We start from the raw sequence: 16,646 nt of genomic DNA on the forward strand, positions 1-16,646 counted from the left end.
GCGCATCCGCGTGCGCCGCACAGAGAAAAGGGAACCCCTCCCCTCTGATATGCAAGAAAGTCATTATGTGGGGCGCTTTGCCCCATCGCCTTCCGGGGATCTGCATTTCGGCTCGCTGATTGCCGCTCTGGGAAGCTACCTTCAGGCTCGCGCCCAACGCGGGCAGTGGCTGGTTCGCATCGAAGATATCGACCCGCCGCGCGAAGTCCCCGGCGCCGCCGCTCGCATCCTGTCCGCGCTGGAACATTATGGTCTCCACTGGGACGGCCAGGTCATCTATCAATCCCAACGTCACGACGCCTATCGCGCCGCGCTGGATCTGTTGCAGCGCCAGGGGCTCAGCTATTACTGCACCTGCACCCGCAGCCGCATCCAGCAAATCGGCGGATTGTACGACGGCCACTGCCGCGATTTGCAGCTCGGCCCACAGGGCGCCGCCATCCGCTTGCGTCAGACCGCGCCCGTTTACCGGTTTCACGATCGCCTGCAGGGAGAATTGCACGCCGATCCGGCGCTGGCGGGTGAAGACTTTATCATTCGCCGCCGCGACGGGCTGTTCGCTTACAACCTGGCGGTGGTGATCGACGACCATTTTCAGGGCGTGACCGAGATTGTCCGCGGCGCCGATCTGATCGAACCGACGGTGCGCCAAATTGCCCTTTACCGCCAGCTGCAGGCGCCGGTGCCCGCCTATGTGCATCTGCCGCTGGCGCTGGGCGCCAACGGCATCAAACTGTCGAAGCAAAACCATGCGCCGGCGTTGCCCGCTGGCGATCCGCGGCCGGTGCTGATCGCCGCGCTGAAATTTCTGCGCCAACCGCTGCCGGAAAGCTGGCAAGATCTTGACCTGCCATTATTATTGAGCTGGGCGATCGAACACTGGCGGTTGGAAAACGTGCCGCGTCAGGAGGCTATCCCTCTGGATGAAAACACGCCGGCATTCTCAAAGGAGCCATGGTGAGCTATGATTAGCCGCTATTTTTTGTTAGCTCCATTTTTATCAGTCACTATCGAGGTGTACCATTTTTACCCGAGTAGCCAACTTCTGTCGTAAGGTACTGACCCGCGATGACAAGCTGCCCCGCGACGACGCGGCGGCCGGCGATAAAAACGTAGTCCGCGAAGAGCGTGCCGCGGCGCCAAGCCGCCCTGCGCCGCAGCCGCGCGCCGCCGATAACGGCAGCAACGCCCCTGCCCGCCGCTCAACGCCGCGCAAGCGTCCGCCTTTCCCCCTCGCCGAGAGCAACGACTCGATGACCGTGATCCCGCGCGAACAGCACTCGATTTCGCGCAAAGACATCAGCGAGAATGCGCTGAAAGTGCTTTATCGCCTGAACAAGTCAGGCTACGAGGCTTATCTGGTCGGCGGCGGGGTGCGCGATCTGTTGCTCGGCAAAAAGCCGAAAGACTTCGACATCACCACCAACGCCACGCCGGAGCAAGTGCGCAAGCTGTTCCGCAACTGCCGCCTGGTCGGCCGCCGCTTCCGTCTGGCGCACGTGATGTTCGGGCCGGAGATCATCGAAGTGGCCACCTTCCGCGGTCACCACGAACAGAATCAGGAATCCGACAAGAATTCCTCCCAGCAGGCGCAAAACGGCATGCTGCTGCGCGACAACATCTTCGGTTCGATCGAGGAAGACGCCCAGCGCCGTGATTTCACCATCAACAGCCTGTACTACGGCGTGGCGGATTTCACCCTGCGCGATTACGTCGGCGGCCTGAACGATCTGAAACAAGGCGTCATCCGCCTGATCGGCGATCCGGAAACCCGTTACCGTGAAGATCCGGTGCGCATGCTGCGCGCGGTGCGCTTCGCCGCCAAGCTGGATATGCGCATCAGCGAAGAAACCGCCGAGCCGATCCCGCGTCTGGCCTCGCTGCTGCATGAGATCCCACCGGCGCGTCTGTTCGAAGAATCCCTCAAGCTGCTGCAGGCGGGTTACGGTTTCCAGACCTATCTGAAGCTGTGCGAATATCAGCTATTCCAACCGCTGTTCCCGCTGATCGCCCGCAACTTCACGCCGAACCACGATACGCCGATGGAGCGCATTCTGGTGCAGGTGCTGAAGAACACCGATCATCGCCTGCAGAACGACATGCGCGTCAACCCGGCCTTCCTGTTTGCCGCCATGCTGTGGTACCCGCTGCTGGAGCACGCGCAGAAACTGGCGCAGGAAAGTGGTCTGGCGTACTACGACGCCTTCGCGCTGGCGATGAACGATGTGCTCGACGAGCAGTGCCGCTCGCTGGCGATCCCGAAACGCATTACCACGCTGGTGCGCGATATCTGGCAGCTGCAGCTGCGCCTGTCTCGTCGTCAGGGCAAACGCGCGCACAAACTGATGGAACATCCGAAATTCCGCGCCGCCTATGATTTGCTGGCGCTGCGTGCGGAAGTGGAAGACAATCAGGATATGCTGCGTCTGGCCGAGTGGTGGGGTGAGTTCCAGGACGCCACGCCGGCGCGGCAGAAAGCCATGTTGAGCACCCTGGGTGACGATCCGGCGCCGCGTCGCGCGCGTCAACGCCGTCCTCGTCGCCGGGCACCGCGTAAAGAAGGGGCATAATGATCCGCGTTTATATCGCGCTGGGCAGCAACCTGGCGCAGCCGCTGCAACAGGTTAACGCCGCGCTGGAGGCGCTGGAGCATCTCCCGCGCACCCGGCTGATCACCTGTTCTTCGTTTTACCGCACCAAGCCGCTGGGGCCGCAAAACCAGCCGGACTTTCTCAACGCGGTGGTGGCGCTGGATACCCTGTTGCCGCCCGAACAGCTGCTCGACCATACCCAGGCGATAGAACGCAATCAGGGGCGCGTGCGCAAGGATGAACGTTGGGGGCCGCGCACGCTCGATTTAGACATCATGCTGTACGGCGACAAGGTGATCCATACCGATCGCCTGACCGTACCGCATTACGGCCTGAAAGAGCGCGAATTCATGCTCTACCCGCTGGCGGAAATCGCCCCCGATCTGATTTTCCCCGATGGCGAACCGCTCGCCAGCTGCCTCAAGCGCGTGCCGGAAAACGGCATGGCGCTGTGGCACTCGTCAAAACCGAAATCCTGACCCGCCTACAGCGCCAGCCGCGCGACGAACCCGCCTGTCGGGCGATTGGCGAAACTGACCTGTAAACCATGCAAGCCGGCGATACGCTGCACGATCGATAACCCCAGCCCGCTGCCGGTTTGCTCCTGTCCCGGTGGGCGATAGAAGCGTTCCCCCAACCGCGCCAGATGCTCTGTCGTCACCCCCGGCCCCTCATCCTCTACCGTCAGCGAGCGCTCGCTCAACGTCACGGTGACCGCGCCGCCCTGCGGGGTGTAACGCACCGCGTTGTCCAGCAAGTTGCGCAATAACAGTGACAGCAGCAAGGTCTGCCCCTGACGCACCGGCGGCGTTCCCTGCTGTTCATAACGCAGCGTCACGCCCGCCGCATGAGCCAGCCGATCCTGTTCCGCCAGGGTCATCATCACCAGTTCGTTCCAGTCAATGGGCGCCAGCTCGGCCAGATCCGACAGCGAATCCAGCCGCGACAACGTCAACAGCTGATCCACCAGCCGGGTGGCGCGATCGATGCCGACCGTCAGATTGTCCAGCGCGTGCTCGCGCATCGGCGCATCGTCCCCCGCCAACTGCACCACTTCGGTCTGCACCCGCAATGCCGCCAGCGGGCTGCGCAATTCGTGCGCGGCATCGGAGGTGAAACGCCGCTCCCGCACCAGCAACGCATTGATGCGGGCGAACAGCGCGTTGAGCGCATCCACCAGCGGGCGCACCTCGGTTGGCACCTGGCGCGCATCCAGCGGCGTGGCGTCATCGGGCGCGCGCCGACGCAAACCGGCGGCCACCGCACGCAGCGGCCGCAGCTCGCGCCCGACCATCAGCGCAATCAGCAACATCAGCACAGGCAGCGTCGCCAGCCAGGGCACCAATTGGCCGGTCACCATGCCCAGCGCCATATCGCGCCGGTAATCCCACTCCTGGCCGACCACGATGCGGTAGCGCCCGTCGGGGCTGGTCAACCATACCAGGCGCCAACTGTCGTCATCGCCTTTGCGTTCGCCGTCGGTAAAACCTTCACGCTCCCCGTCAAACAGGAAGTCGGCACCGTTCTCGCCGTCGTTGAGCAGCATCTTGCCTTGGCGATCGAAGATGGCGAACGCCAGCGCGTCATCATCTTGCTCGCCCCGTTTGCCATGATGCACCAGCTTCTTGGTTTTCGGCAGGCTGCGCGCGCTTTCATCGGCCAGCAGATCGCCGAGGTTGGCGGTCGCCAGCCGCTTGGCGAACAGCATCTGCTGGGTGTCGAACACTTCGTTGATGGTATTGCGCGACATCACCCAGGCCACCACGCTGGCAGTGCACCAGGTCAGCAGCGCCAGCAGGCTGAAAATCAGGATCAGACGCAGCCGCAGGCTGAGGCGCTTCACGGGGCATCCCCCAGCGTATAGCCCACACCGTGGATAGTACGGATGAAGCCGTTGCCCAGCTTGCGCCGCAGGTGGTGAATATGCACCTCCACCGCGTTGCTGCTCACCTCGTCGTCCCAGTTGTACAGCTTCTCCTGGATCAACGGCCGCGCCAACACGCGCCCTTTGTTGTGCAGAAACAGCTCCAGCACCGCCAATTCGCGCGGCGTCAGCGTCACCGGTTCGCCGTTGCAACTCACGCTGCGGGTGGCGCTGTCGAACACCACGTTGCCGTGCGTCAGCTGTGGCATCAGTTGGCCGTGACGACGGCGGATCAGCGCCTGCAGGCGCGCCGCCACTTCGGCCAGCGCGAACGGTTTGCACAGATAGTCGTCGGCGCCGCTTTGCAACCCGCTGACCCGTTGCTCCAACGCATCGCGGGCGGTAAGGATCAGCACCGGCACATCCTGCCCGGCCTGGCGCCACTGGCGCAGGAGATCCAGTCCATCGAGGCCCGGCAGGCTGAGATCGAGGATCACCGCGTCATACGGCGCGCTGCCCAGGGCGTTTTTACCAACCGCGCCGTCGGTGAACCAGTCCAGATTGAAGCCGAGTTTGGTCAGCCCGGCCTTGATGCCGTCCCCGATCAGTTTGTCATCTTCGATCAGCAGAATTCGCATGAGTATCCCTTTTGAGTCATGACGCCATTGCACCACAAGGTTCTTAAGAACCGCTTAAGCATGGCGATCCGCGCTACCCACCCCGATCGGGTTACAGTAGAATGGCTGCACTTTTTTGCAGCCTGGGCCTGCGTAAGCCGCACGGCCCGTTTCAGGAGACGTTGTGATGAAACCCACCACCGTGACCCATTTGCGCCAGTGGAAACAGGAGCAGCGCAAGTTTGCTACCCTTACCGCCTACGATGCCAGCTTTGCCAAACTGTTTGAAGAGCAAGGCATCAAAGTCCTGTTGGTGGGTGATTCGCTGGGCATGACGCTGCAGGGCCACGACTCCACGCTGCCGGTCACCGTCGCCGACGTGGCCTACCACACGCGCGCCGTGCGCCGCGGCGCGCCGGCCTGCCTGCTGCTGGCCGATCTGCCGTTCATGAGTTACGCCACCCCGGAACAGACCTTCGCCAACGCCGCCGAGCTGATGCGCGCCGGCGCCAACATGGTGAAACTGGAAGGTGGCAGCTGGCTGTGCGACACGGTGAAAATGCTCGCCGAGCGCGCCGTGCCGGTGTGCGGCCACCTGGGCCTGACGCCGCAGTCGGTCAACGTGTTCGGTGGCTATAAGGTGCAAGGGCGCGACGAACTGGCCGCCAAACAGCTGCTGCAGGACGCGCAGAATCTGGAACTGGCCGGCATTCAGCTGCTGGTGCTGGAATGCGTGCCGACCGAGCTGGCGCGCCAGATCACCGAAGCGTTGTCCATTCCGGTCATCGGCATCGGTGCCGGCAACGGCACCGACGGCCAGATCCTGGTGATGCACGACGCCTTCGGCATCACCGGCGGCCATACGCCGAAGTTCGCCAAGAACTTCCTGGCGCAGAGCGGCGATATCCGCACGGCGGTGCAGCACTACATTCAGGAAGTGGAGCAAGGCCTCTACCCGGCGGCTGAACACTCTTTTAACTAAGCGATGGTTCCAGGAGTCACCCAATGATTATTATCGAAACCCTGCTGATGCTGCGTCAGCGAGATCCGCCGCTGGCGCCAGGAAGGCAAACGCATCGCGCTGGTGCCGACCATGGGCAACCTGCACGACGGCCACATGACGCTGGTCGATGAAGCGCGCGCCCGCGCCGACGTGGTGGTGGTGAGCATCTTCGTCAACCCGATGCAGTTCGATCGGCCGGACGATCTGGCGCGCTACCCGCGCACGCTGCAGGAAGACAGCGAGAAGCTGACCCGCCGCGGCGTCGATCTGGTGTTCGCCCCGGCCCCGGCCGCGGTCTATCCGCAGGGGCTGGAGCAGCAGACCTACGTCGACGTGCCCGGCATCTCCAGCATCCTGGAAGGCGCAAGCCGGCCGGGCCACTTCCGCGGCGTTTCCACCATCGTCAGCAAGCTGTTCAACCTGGTGCAGCCTGATTTAGCCTGCTTCGGCGAGAAGGATTACCAACAGCTGGCGCTGATCCGCAAAATGGTGGCGGACATGGGTTACGACATCGATATCATCGGCGTGCCGACCGTGCGCGCCAAAGACGGCCTGGCCCTCAGCTCGCGCAATGGCTACCTGACCGCCGAAGAGCGCAAGATCGCGCCGCAGCTGAGCAAGATCATGAACGCGCTGGCGCAGCAGTTGGCCAATGGCGAACGCCATGTTGAAACGCTGCTGGAGCAGACCGCCGAGCAGCTGCGCGCCGCCGGCTTTACGCCGGATGAGCTGTTTATTCGCGACGCCGACAGCCTGCAGCCGCTGACGGTAGATAGCCAGCGGGCGGTGGTGCTGATGGCCGCCTGGCTGGGCAAGGCGCGTCTTATCGACAACCAGCAGGTCGACCTGACGCTGTAAGCCGTTTTTTATACTATCGTCACCCTGAATCCCAGACCATTGGTAGACAATGGCGGGGCAATCGGTGACCATAGAGATTGCAGGGATGCAGGAGAGATGTTCAACCCCAGCGCCTGTGAAGGCCGATATTCAGTTAGGTAAAGCTATGATACGTACTATGCTGCAAGGCAAGCTGCATCGCGTCAAAGTCACTCAGGCTGACTTGCACTATGAAGGGTCCTGCGCCATCGACCAGGATTTCCTGGAGGCCGCCGGCATTCTGGAATATGAAGCGATCGATATTTACAACGTGGATAACGGCCAGCGCTTCTCCACCTACGCCATCGCCGCCGAGCGCGGTTCGCGCATCATTTCGGTCAACGGCGCCGCCGCGCGCTGCGCCTGCGTGGGCGACAAACTGATCATCTGCTCCTATGTGCAAATGACCGACGCCGACGCCCGCCAGCACCACCCGAAAGTCGCCTATTTCGAAGGTGACAACAACCTGCAGCGCAAGGCGAAAGCCGTGCCGGTTCAGGTCGCCTGACACTAAAACGGGCGCCTTGCGCGCCCGTTCTTCCTTACTGCACCACCACCGTGCCCGGCTTGTTGGCGATCCGATCCGCCATGGTTTGGATCGAGTCGGTGCGCAGAATATACAGCCGCTTCAGCGTATAGGGGTTATCCCCCGGTTTAACCTTGCCCTGCACCGTGGTCACCGCCAGATGGAAACCGGCGTCCTGCGCCGCCTGAATCGCCCGCTGGTTGTAGCCGCCGAACGGGTAGGACAGATACAACACGTGCGGGTTGAACTGCGACAGCGCGCGGCGCGAGCGCTCAAAATCGAACTCAATGTTGTGCAGCGAACGGCTCAGCAAAATCGGCTGGCGATTGCCGTCGGTGCGGTGCAGGAAGTGGGTGTGCGACTGCACGTCGAACACGTCCTGAATCTGCTTCAGCTCCGAGACGCTCATAAACTGCAGCGAGTCCGGGTTCCATTTCTGCGGATGGCGCTTGATGCGCGAAGAGATGATGAACGCCGTCGCGCGGAAACCGTAATCCTTCAGCACCGGGTAAGCGTAGCGATAAACCGACTTCAGCCCGTCGTCGAAGGTCAGCACGATCGCCTTGCCCGGCAGGTTGATCTGGTTCTTCAGGTAGGCTTCCAGCTGATACAGCGAAATGGTGTCGTAACCCGCCTGCTTCAGGTAGGTCATCTGGTTGCTGAACGCCACGTCTGAGGTGGTGGTCGAGGTGTGGCGGAAGCGTTTATTCTCTTCGTTTTTCAGCAGGTGGTGGTAAGTCAGCACCGGGATGCCGTTATCGATCTCACAGTCCAACTCATTGACGAACCCCAGCCGATCGCCGATGTTGACCTCGTACCAGGTGTTGTTCAGCCGGTCCTTCAGCTTGCCGATGATCGGATAGCGCAGGTTGCCTTCCAGCGTGCCGAAGACCTCGCTGTCCTTGTCCGCCGCGGTGTAAACGTCGATCGCTTTTTGAGTGATCAGATTCTGGTTGGTCAGCGGTTTGTTCAACTCGCCCAAATCGTCTTGCACCTTGCGCGACTTCTTCAGCTCACGCACGTCGTCTTTATCGATAAAGCCGGTGCCGTGCCCGAATTTTAATTCATAGTATTCCGCATCCGCCGGGAACACCTGAATCAGCTGCCCGCGCTTCACTTCCCCTACCGGGATCACATGCTCGCCCACCAGCGAATAGACTTCGCTGTCGCGCTGCGCTTCCATGTATTCAGATTTAACCGCGCCGTCTTCCGACAGCAGATTCGCCAGGCTCACAGGGGAAACCAACGACATCAGAATGCCGAGTAACCCAGTCGCCAACTTGTATTGAGGCCGCATGATGATGTTCTGCTTACGAGTGCGTAATGACAAAAATGAAGGAAATGTGGAGCGCCAGCATAGCACGATTTGAACAGCGGGGAACTAGCGGTTATTTGAGCGATTCTATTGATTTACGCGCCGCCTGCGCCAAATCGGGAAAAGCGCCCCCGCCGGGAAAACGAGGGCGCATCAGGATCAGCTGCGCAGGCCGCGGCCGCGTTCGATCAGGTACCAGGACAGCAGGTAGAACACAGTGATAAACGCCACCAGCACCGCCATGGTGAACGCCAGCGGCACGTCGTTGATGCCGAGGAAACCGTAGCGGAAACCGCTGATCATATAGACGATCGGGTTCAGCTTCGACACCGCCTGCCAGAACGGCGGCAGCAGCGACAGCGAGTAGAACACCCCGCCCAGGTAAGTGAGCGGCGTCAACACGAAGGTCGGGATCAGGCTGATGTCGTCGAAAGTGGTGGCGAACACCGCGTTGATCAGCCCCGCCAGCGAGAACAGGATCGCCGTCAGCAACAGCGTCAGCGCAATCACCCACCAGGCGTGCACCTGCAGCGGCACGAAGAACAGCGAGATGATGGTCACCAGCACGCCGACGCAGATACCGCGCGCCACGCCGCCGCCGACATAGCCGGCGATCACCACGTGGGTCGGCACCGGCGCCACCAGCAGTTCCTCAATGTTGCGCTGGAATTTGGCGCTGAAGAACGACGACGCGACGTTGGCGTAAGAGTTGGTGATCACCGCCATCATGATAAGGCCGGGCACGATGAACTGCATGTAGCTGAAGCCGTGCATATCGCCGATGCGCGAACCGATCAGATTGCCGAAGATGATGAAGTACAGCGTCATGGTGATCACCGGCGGCACCAGGGTCTGGATCCAGATGCGCGCGAAGCGGTTCACCTCTTTGGCCCAGATGCTCTGTAAGGCCACCCAATACAAACGCGTCATGCTTTCTCTCCATTGCCGTTAACCAGGGTGACAAACAGCTCTTCCAGGCGGTTCGCCTTGTTGCGCATGCTCAGCACCTGCACGCCCTGCGCGCTCAGCTGGGCGAACAGGCCGTTCAGCCCCTGTTCACGCATCACCTCCACTTCCAGCGTCGAGGTATCCGTCAGGCGGCTGAGGTAACCGTCCAGCTTCGGCAGCGGGCTTTTCGCCGCCAGATCGAGGATAAAGGTTTCCGACTTGAGCTTGGCCAGCAGCCCCTTCATCGAGGTGTTTTCCACCAGCTCCCCGTTCTGGATGATGCCGATGTTGCGGCACAGCATCTCCGCCTCTTCCAAATAGTGGGTGGTGAGGATGATAGTGGTGCCCTGGGCGTTCAGCTCTTTCAGGAAGCCCCACATCGAGCGGCGCAGCTCGATATCCACCCCGGCGGTCGGTTCATCGAGGATCAACAGCTTTGGTTGGTGCATCAACGCGCGGGCGATCATCAGACGGCGCTTCATGCCGCCGGACAGCATGCGAGCACGCTCGTTGCGCTTGCCCCACAGGTCCAGCTGATTGAGGTACTTTTCGGCGCGCGCCATCGCTTCACGCCGCGTGACGCCATAGTAACCCGCCTGGTTCACCACGATCTGCAATACGGTCTCAAACGGGTTGAAGTTGAACTCCTGCGGCACCAGGCCAAGCTGGCGCTTGGCGTTGACGATGTCTTTATCGATGTCGTAACCGAACACCCGCACGCTGCCGGCGGTTTTGTTCACCAGCGAGCTGATGATGCCGATGGTGGTGGACTTTCCGGCGCCGTTTGGCCCCAGCAGGGCATAAAAATCCCCCGCCTCGACGCTCAGGTCGATGCCGCGCAGCGCCTTGACGCCACCGGCGTAAGTCTTGGTCAGCTGCGCTAATTCCAGTGCATAATTCATATGTAAAATAGTACCTTATAACGATGAGTATGCCGCCGCGCCCCCTGTTTGCGAGGCTTGAAACAATAACAATAATCCTAGCATCGACGGCGTTTTCACTGCGTCGAATCCGTGCGGTAAATGAGGTTGCACCACTGTTCCGATTTCCAAATTGTGACGCTTACCCTATATTACCCCAACGCAATCTGTTCGTTACGGGTCAATCACCTCCATGAAAGAAATCGAAGAGCTTATCGCCAACAACCAGGCCTGGTCGGCCAATATCAGTCAGGAAGACCCGGATTTTTTTGAACGTTTAGCCCAGGCGCAAAAGCCCCGCTTCTTATGGATTGGTTGCTCTGACAGCCGCGTTCCCGCAGAACGCCTGACCGGCCTCGAGCCGGGTGAACTGTTCGTCCATCGCAACGTGGCGAACCTCGTTATCCACACCGATCTTAACTGCCTGTCGGTGGTGCAGTATGCGGTAGATGTGCTGGAGGTCGAACACATCATCATCTGCGGCCACCTGGGCTGCGGCGGCGTGCAGGCCGCGGTGGAAAACCCGGAGCTGGGGCTGATCGACAACTGGCTGCTGCACATTCGCGATCTGTGGTACAAGCACAGTTCGCTGCTGGGCGAGCTGCCGCCGGAACAGCGTTTCGACATGCTGTGCGAGATCAACGTCATTGAGCAGGTATACAACCTGGGCCACTCCACCATCATGCAATCGGCCTGGAAACGCGGCCAGAAGGTGATGATCCACGGCTGGGTGTACGGCATTCAGGACGGCCGTCTGCGCGATATGGAAGTGCTGGCGACCAGCCGCGAGAGCCTGGAGATGGGCTACCGCAAAGCGATAGCCAAACTGAAGCAGGATAAAGGCGTATAATCCCGCCGCGGGCGCGGCAGGCCGCGCCCCACATCAATTACTCGTCCAGCAGCACCACTTTGCCGACGTACGGCAGGTGACGGTAGCGCTGGGCGTAGTCGATGCCATACCCCACCACGAACTCATCCGGGATCGAGAAGCCGACATATTCGACCGGCACCTGCACTTCACGGCGCTCAGGCTTGTCCAGCAAGGTGCAAATCGCCAGCGATTTCGGCCCACGCAGCGCCAAAATCTCGCGCACTTTGTTCAGCGTGTTGCCGGAATCGATGATGTCTTCCACGATCAGCACGTCTTTGCCGCGAATGTCTTCGTCCAAATCCTTGAGGATCTTCACGTCGCGAGTGGTGGACATGCCGCTGCCGTAGCTGGAAGCCGTCATGAAGTCGACTTCATGCGGCACGTCAATCGCGCGGCACAGATCGGCCATGAACATGAAGGAGCCGCGCAGCAGCCCGACCAGCACCATGTCACTGCCGCTGTCGCGGTAATGTTCGGTGATCTGGCGGCCAAGTTCGGCGATACGGGTCTTAACTTCCTGCTCGGAAATCATTACGTCTACAGTGTGTTTCATAGTATTCAGGTCAGTTGCCGGAAGAAAGGCGCAGAGTTTAGCATAGCCTTTCGCCGGTGGCGACGCGAGCGCACCGCCACCTGAGCGATAGGCCGCGATCAATCGGCGACGGTAAAGCCCATCATCATGCCGGTATCTTCGTGTTCCAACAGGTGGCAGTGGGCCATATACGCATGTTCGCTGCTTGCCGGATGATCGAAACGCACCAGCACTTCGCTGCGCCAACCTTCGACGCGCACCGTGTCCTTCCAGCCGCTGCGATGCGCCGCCGGCGGTTTGCCGTTTTCCGACAGGATACGGAACTGGGTGCCGTGAATGTGGAACGGGTGCAGCATCATGTCGCCCTCGCCGGAAATGGTCCACTTTTCATACTGGCCCCGTTTGGCGGCAAACATCGGTTTGGTCATATCGAAGGCCTTGCCGTTGATCATGTTGCCGTGGCTGAAGTCGAACGGTTTGGCGTTGCCCTGCGCGCCGCCATGATCCATCCCGGCCATCTGGCCATGATCCATGCCTTTCATGCCTTTCATGCTGCTCATGTCGCCGTGGTCCATGCCCTGCATGCCGCCCTTCTCCATGCCCTTCATGTTACCGTGGTCCATGCCTTTCATGTTTCCAGCGCCCGTCGCGCCATGATTCATGCTCATGCCTGCCATCGCCTGATGACCATAACGATCCATCAGCGCCTGCATGCCGAGCATATCCAGCTGCGGATCCATCATCAGCTGCAGCCAACGCTCCTGGATGCCGGCGGTGGCAGGCAATGTCGGCAGCTTCACCAGGCTATCCGGCATGGTTTTGATGCCCTGCGCCAGCGACGGCTGAATGCGCAACACCGGCAGCGGCCGATCGAACGGCGCCAGCGTCATGCCCATCTGTTTCACCGGCAACGTCACGATGTCGAACGCTTTCCCGTCGGAGGCATCGACCAGCACTTCAAAGCGCTCGCCCATCAGCATCGGCAGCTCAGTCAGCTTCACCGGCTCCGTCAGGAAACCGCCGTCGCTGGCGATGACGTACAGCGGGCGGTTGTCACTGGCCGCCAGATTCAGCGAGCGGGCGTTGCAACCGTTGAGGAAACGCAAACGCAGCCAACCGCGCGGCGCCAGATGTTGCGGGTACTGCGCGCCGTTGGTAAACATGCGATCGCCAAACCAACCCACCGCCGCGCTCATCACGTCCAGGTGATATTCGATCTGGGCATCTTTGCCCAGCCGCTTATCCTGCAGGATCACCGGAATGTCATCCTGCCCCCAGGTTTTCGGCAGCGGCAGTTTGGCGCTTTCATCGTCTTCCAGCAGCACCAGCCCCGCCAGCCCCATCATCACCTGGCTGCCGGTTTTACCGTGGGTATGCGGGTGGAACCAGCAGGTGGCCGCCGGTTGATCGACGGTGAAATTCACCGTGCGCGTTGCGCCGGGATGGATCAACGCCTGCGGGCCGCCATCGACGTCGCCGGGGATTTCCAGGCCGTGCCAGTGGACGGTACTGGCTTCCGCCAGGCTGTTTTTGATATCGACCGTCACCGGCTGACCCCGCTGCAGCTTCACCGCCGGCCCGAGCAGCGCGCCGTTGAATCCCCAGGTTTTGGTGGCGGCGCCGGGCAACCAGCGGGTTTCCCCCGCCTGCAGCGCCAGCGCAATCTTTCCCTGCGCGTCGGGCGTTAACAACGGGGGCACCGGCAGGGCCGGCCGCTCGGCCGCTAAGGCGGCCCGGCTCCATAACGGCAATGCGCTCACGGCGCCCAATGCAGCGGTCAATTTAATAAAATCACGGCGTAACATCGCTGACTCCCTTTTCTCAGTGACATAACTCAACGCAGTCAGCCTAAACCTTCCCCCAGGCGGAAGGTCAAGCCTTTCCTGGCGGTATTTTAAGCTATGCCTCACAATCAAGAGCGCGCCGTGGGTGAGCGCTATGGCAGCGCCCGTCAGCAATAAAATTTGGTGCCTTTACAGGCAAGTGTGGTAACGTCTGCAGACGACAAACAGGCCTATTTCATGATGAAAAAAACAACGTTAACGATGCTGTTGCTGGCGATGCTGGGCTTCTCCAACGCCAGTCTGGCGCTGAATGAATCCGAGGCGGAAGATCTGGCCGATCTGACGGCGGTATTTATTTATTTGAAAAATGATTGCGGCTACAACGATTTGCCAAATGCGCAAATCAAGCGCGCCATCGTCTATTTCGCGCAACAAAACCGCTGGGATTTGAGCAACTACAACAGCTTTAACATGAAGGCGCTGGGCGAAGACAGCTATCGCGATCTGAGCGGCATCGCCATTCCAACGCCCAAGAAGTGCAAATCGCTGGCGCGCGACTCCCTGAGCCTGCTGGCCTACGCCAATTAATCTTCCCCCTCGCCCGTCCGCCCTCCGCTCTCTCTGTCTGAAATTCAACCGTGCATCGCCAGGCAGAGTTAGCTATGATGTTGCGCCGATTTTTCATGGCTGTTATTACGGAGTTTCCCGCACATGACCCAGAAAGAAATTTGGTACGAAACGCTGCATACGGGCTTCGGCCAGTACTTTTCGGTAGAGAAGGTGCTTTACCGCGAGAAGACCGATCATCAGGATCTGGTGATCTTCGAGAACCCGGTGCTGGGGCGCGTGATGGCGCTCGACGGCGTGGTGCAAACCACCGAGCGTGACGAGTTCATCTATCACGAAATGCTGACCCACGTGCCGCTGTTGGCACACGGCCAGGCGAAGAAAGTGCTGATCATCGGCGGCGGCGACGGCGGCATGCTGCGCGAAGTCAGCCGGCATCCTGGCGTTGAGCAGATCACCATGGTCGAAATCGACGCCGGCGTCGTCGAGTTCTGCCGCCAGTACCTGCCCAACCACAGCGCCGGCGCCTATGACGATCCGCGCTTCAAGCTGGTGATCGACGACGGCGTCAACTTCGTGAATCAAACCGACGAAACGTTCGATGTGATCATCTCCGACTGCACCGATCCGATCGGCCCCGGCGAAAGCCTGTTCACCTCGGCGTTTTATGAAGGCTGCGCCCGCTGCCTGAATGAGGGCGGCATTTTCGTCGCGCAAAACGGCGTCTGTTTCCTGCAGCAGGACGAGGCGGTCAACAGCCACGCCAAACTGAGCCGCTACTTTAGCGACGTCAGCTTCTATCAGGCGGCGATCCCGACCTATTACGGCGGCATCATGACCTTCGCCTGGGCGAGCCAGAACCCGGCACTGCGCCAGCGCGATCTGCCAACCCTGCAACAGCGCTTTAACCAAAGCGGCCTACACTGCCGTTATTACAACCCGGCAATTCACGTCGGCAGCTTTGCCCTGCCGCAATATTTGCTCAATGCCCTGAACGTAACACGTTAAGCGAGAAGATAAAGGAGGTGGCCCAAATTGCATAAGCTAAAACTGCACGGCTTCAACAACCTGACCAAGAGCCTGAGTTTTTGTATTTACGATATTTGTTACGCCAAAACCGCGGACGATCGCGACGGCTATATCGCCTACATAGACGAACAATATAACGCCAACCGGCTGACCGAGATCCTGAGCGAAACCTGCTCGATCATCGGCGCCAATATTCTGAACATCGCGCGTCAGGACTACGAGCCGCAGGGCGCCAGCGTCACCATCCTGGTCAGCGAAGAGCCGATCGATCCGAAAGACGTCGATACGTCGGAACACCCCGGTCCGCTGCCGAATACGGTCGTCGCGCACCTGGACAAGAGCCATATCTGCGTGCACACCTACCCGGAAAGCCATCCGGAAGGCGGGCTGTGCACCTTCCGCGCCGATATCGAGGTCTCGACCTGCGGCGTCATTTCGCCCCTCAAGGCGCTGAACTACTTAATTCACCAGCTGGAATCCGACATCGTCACCATGGACTATCGCGTGCGCGGTTTTACCCGCGACGTGAACGGCGTGAAACATTACATCGATCATGAGATCAATTCGATCCAGAACTTTATGTCGGAAGACATCAAGGCGCTGTACCACATGATGGACGTGAACGTTTACCAGGAAAATATCTTCCATACCAAGATGTTGCTGAAGGATTTCGATCTGAAGCACTACCTGTTTAACGCGGAGCCGGAGGCGTTGAGCGCAGCCGAACGCAAGCAGATCACCGATCTGTTATGGAAAGAGATGCAGGAAATCTATTACGGCCGCAATATTCCGCATCTGTGATGGAAAGGGCGCGGCGCGCCGCGCCCTGATGCTTAGTACTTCAGCATGAAAGAACGATAGGCCTTCAACACCAGCAGGAAATCCTCAACGCCGCAGAATGAGAGGCTTTCTTCGTCGTAGTAGTTCATCCCCTCTTCCATTTCGTCGCCCTCGAACTCCAGCTGATTGGCGCGGATCATCACTTCTTCACCATCCATCAGCAGCGTATATTCATGGCCTTCCAGCTGCCATTGGCGCTCGCTGCCTTTGACCTCGGCCGCGCCGGCTTCAATGCGGTCCAGCAGGTTGAAATCGCCTTTGACTTCTTCGTTGATCCAGTGGCCAATCGCTTCATGCCCCATCGAAAATCTGACGATCACCTGACCGGTGACGTCACGCAGAAATTCGTAATCCATAGCATGC

Annotated in this window: 17 protein-coding genes and 1 pseudogene; 10 read left to right on the plus strand and 8 right to left on the minus strand. The window is 60.2% G+C overall.

The features are described 5' to 3' along the window. The first annotated feature begins 49 nt into the window (after positions 1-49). The 3 genes from gluQRS to folK all read left to right on the plus strand — a co-directional run bounded on the left by gluQRS (position 50) and on the right by folK (position 3,070). Entirely contained in the window at positions 50-961 is a 912-nt protein-coding gene (gluQRS, locus tag ACORQT_RS20635) for a tRNA glutamyl-Q(34) synthetase GluQRS (protein ID WP_033644703.1), read from the plus strand. Between the two features lie 61 nt (positions 962-1,022). Then, complete coding sequence (pcnB, locus tag ACORQT_RS20640; protein ID WP_164057114.1) at positions 1,023-2,570, plus strand: polynucleotide adenylyltransferase PcnB; 1,548 nt, start codon at positions 1,023-1,025, stop codon at positions 2,568-2,570. After that, positions 2,570-3,070 carry a 2-amino-4-hydroxy-6-hydroxymethyldihydropteridine diphosphokinase gene (folK, locus tag ACORQT_RS20645; protein ID WP_164057081.1) on the plus strand — a complete coding sequence of 167 codons (501 nt, stop codon included), beginning with the start codon at positions 2,570-2,572 and terminating at the stop codon, positions 3,068-3,070. The genes pcnB and folK overlap by 1 nt, the downstream gene beginning before the upstream one ends. A gap of 5 nt (positions 3,071-3,075) precedes the next feature. Here the strand turns inward: folK and qseC are convergent, their stop codons facing one another. Together qseC and qseB are read right to left on the minus strand one after the other, a co-directional pair. After that, positions 3,076-4,434, minus strand: coding sequence for a quorum sensing histidine kinase QseC (gene qseC / locus ACORQT_RS20650; RefSeq protein ID WP_042785354.1), 1,359 nt, complete (start codon positions 4,432-4,434; stop codon positions 3,076-3,078). Beyond that, a complete protein-coding gene (gene qseB, locus ACORQT_RS20655) occupies positions 4,431-5,093 on the minus strand; it encodes a quorum sensing response regulator transcription factor QseB (protein WP_033651337.1) in 663 nt (220 codons plus the stop codon). The genes qseC and qseB overlap by 4 nt, the downstream gene beginning before the upstream one ends. Positions 5,094-5,259: 166 nt before the next feature. On the opposite strand from qseB, the gene panB reads away from it, so the two are divergent. The 3 genes and pseudogenes from panB (at position 5,260) to panD (ending at position 7,459) form a co-directional block, all read left to right on the plus strand. Next, positions 5,260-6,054, plus strand: coding sequence for a 3-methyl-2-oxobutanoate hydroxymethyltransferase (gene panB, locus ACORQT_RS20660; RefSeq protein WP_004937548.1), 795 nt, complete (start codon positions 5,260-5,262; stop codon positions 6,052-6,054). Positions 6,055-6,077: 23 nt separating this feature from the next. Beyond that, positions 6,078-6,933 (plus strand): annotated as a pseudogene (panC, locus tag ACORQT_RS20665) (pantoate--beta-alanine ligase). Between the two features lie 145 nt (positions 6,934-7,078). After that, the gene (gene panD / locus ACORQT_RS20670; protein ID WP_004937544.1) at positions 7,079-7,459 is read left to right on the plus strand and encodes an aspartate 1-decarboxylase; all 381 of its coding nucleotides are present in this window, start codon (positions 7,079-7,081) and stop codon (positions 7,457-7,459) included. 34 nt (positions 7,460-7,493) lie between these two features. On the opposite strand, the gene ACORQT_RS20675 is transcribed toward panD, so the two are convergent. The 3 genes from ACORQT_RS20675 to ACORQT_RS20685 form a co-directional block, all read right to left on the minus strand. Next, the gene (locus tag ACORQT_RS20675; RefSeq protein ID WP_164057078.1) at positions 7,494-8,774 is read right to left on the minus strand and encodes a polysaccharide deacetylase family protein; all 1,281 of its coding nucleotides are present in this window, start codon (positions 8,772-8,774) and stop codon (positions 7,494-7,496) included. Positions 8,775-8,951: 177 nt separating this feature from the next. Further along, positions 8,952-9,722: an ABC transporter permease gene (locus tag ACORQT_RS20680; RefSeq protein WP_033644696.1), complete on the minus strand. Its 771-nt coding sequence runs from the start codon at positions 9,720-9,722 to the stop codon at positions 8,952-8,954. Continuing rightward, on the minus strand, positions 9,719-10,642 hold the full coding sequence (locus ACORQT_RS20685) for an ABC transporter ATP-binding protein (protein ID WP_164057077.1): 924 nt from the start codon (positions 10,640-10,642) through the stop codon (positions 9,719-9,721). Before ACORQT_RS20685 ends, ACORQT_RS20680 begins: the two co-directional genes overlap by 4 nt. 211 nt (positions 10,643-10,853) lie before the next feature. Here ACORQT_RS20685 and can point away from each other — a divergent pair, with 211 nt between their 5' ends. Next, positions 10,854-11,510, plus strand: coding sequence for a carbonate dehydratase (gene can / locus ACORQT_RS20690; protein ID WP_015379031.1), 657 nt, complete (start codon positions 10,854-10,856; stop codon positions 11,508-11,510). Between the two features lie 37 nt (positions 11,511-11,547). Here can and hpt read toward each other — a convergent pair whose 3' ends face one another. Further along, positions 11,548-12,084 carry a hypoxanthine phosphoribosyltransferase gene (gene hpt / locus ACORQT_RS20695; RefSeq protein WP_048234659.1) on the minus strand — a complete coding sequence of 179 codons (537 nt, stop codon included), beginning with the start codon at positions 12,082-12,084 and terminating at the stop codon, positions 11,548-11,550. Between the two features lie 98 nt (positions 12,085-12,182). Beyond that, a complete protein-coding gene (gene cueO, locus ACORQT_RS20700) occupies positions 12,183-13,868 on the minus strand; it encodes a multicopper oxidase CueO (RefSeq protein ID WP_164057076.1) in 1,686 nt (561 codons plus the stop codon). A gap of 219 nt (positions 13,869-14,087) precedes the next feature. Here cueO and ACORQT_RS20705 point away from each other — a divergent pair, with 219 nt between their 5' ends. The 3 genes from ACORQT_RS20705 to speD all read left to right on the plus strand — a co-directional run bounded on the left by ACORQT_RS20705 (position 14,088) and on the right by speD (position 16,244). Next, positions 14,088-14,435, plus strand: a complete 348-nt coding sequence (locus ACORQT_RS20705; RefSeq protein WP_033644927.1) for a YacC family pilotin-like protein — start codon at positions 14,088-14,090, stop codon at positions 14,433-14,435. A gap of 123 nt (positions 14,436-14,558) precedes the next feature. After that, entirely contained in the window at positions 14,559-15,422 is an 864-nt protein-coding gene (gene speE, locus ACORQT_RS20710) for a polyamine aminopropyltransferase (RefSeq protein WP_016930071.1), read from the plus strand. A gap of 27 nt (positions 15,423-15,449) precedes the next feature. After that, complete coding sequence (gene speD, locus ACORQT_RS20715; protein WP_004937510.1) at positions 15,450-16,244, plus strand: adenosylmethionine decarboxylase; 795 nt, start codon at positions 15,450-15,452, stop codon at positions 16,242-16,244. A 32-nt stretch (positions 16,245-16,276) separates the two neighbouring features. On the opposite strand, the gene yacL is transcribed toward speD, so the two are convergent. After that, on the minus strand, positions 16,277-16,639 hold the full coding sequence (gene yacL / locus ACORQT_RS20720) for a protein YacL (protein WP_004937507.1): 363 nt from the start codon (positions 16,637-16,639) through the stop codon (positions 16,277-16,279). Positions 16,640-16,646: the final 7 nt, after the last annotated feature.

It is taken from the genome of Serratia sp. (in: enterobacteria), from assembly GCF_052400455.1.
Lineage (GTDB): Bacteria > Pseudomonadota > Gammaproteobacteria > Enterobacterales > Enterobacteriaceae > Serratia > Serratia ureilytica.

Excerpts from the sequence above, each read along its gene's own strand:
- ACORQT_RS20675 (WP_164057078.1), bottom strand. The coding sequence starts at position 8,774 with ATGCGGCCTCAATACAAGTTGGCGACTGGGTTACTCGGCATTCTGATG.
- yacL (WP_004937507.1), bottom strand. The coding sequence starts at position 16,639 with ATGGATTACGAATTTCTGCGTGACGTCACCGGTCAGGTGATCGTCAGA.
- ACORQT_RS20680 (WP_033644696.1), bottom strand. The coding sequence starts at position 9,722 with ATGACGCGTTTGTATTGGGTGGCCTTACAGAGCATCTGGGCCAAAGAG.
- can (WP_015379031.1), top strand. The coding sequence starts at position 10,854 with ATGAAAGAAATCGAAGAGCTTATCGCCAACAACCAGGCCTGGTCGGCC.
- cueO (WP_164057076.1), bottom strand. The coding sequence starts at position 13,868 with ATGTTACGCCGTGATTTTATTAAATTGACCGCTGCATTGGGCGCCGTG.
- speE (WP_016930071.1), top strand. The coding sequence starts at position 14,559 with ATGACCCAGAAAGAAATTTGGTACGAAACGCTGCATACGGGCTTCGGC.
- hpt (WP_048234659.1), bottom strand. The coding sequence starts at position 12,084 with ATGAAACACACTGTAGACGTAATGATTTCCGAGCAGGAAGTTAAGACC.
- ACORQT_RS20705 (WP_033644927.1), top strand. The coding sequence starts at position 14,088 with ATGAAAAAAACAACGTTAACGATGCTGTTGCTGGCGATGCTGGGCTTC.
- qseB (WP_033651337.1), bottom strand. The coding sequence starts at position 5,093 with ATGCGAATTCTGCTGATCGAAGATGACAAACTGATCGGGGACGGCATC.
- folK (WP_164057081.1), top strand. The coding sequence starts at position 2,570 with ATGATCCGCGTTTATATCGCGCTGGGCAGCAACCTGGCGCAGCCGCTG.
- panD (WP_004937544.1), top strand. The coding sequence starts at position 7,079 with ATGATACGTACTATGCTGCAAGGCAAGCTGCATCGCGTCAAAGTCACT.
- ACORQT_RS20685 (WP_164057077.1), bottom strand. The coding sequence starts at position 10,642 with ATGAATTATGCACTGGAATTAGCGCAGCTGACCAAGACTTACGCCGGT.
- gluQRS (WP_033644703.1), top strand. The coding sequence starts at position 50 with ATGCAAGAAAGTCATTATGTGGGGCGCTTTGCCCCATCGCCTTCCGGG.
- panB (WP_004937548.1), top strand. The coding sequence starts at position 5,260 with ATGAAACCCACCACCGTGACCCATTTGCGCCAGTGGAAACAGGAGCAG.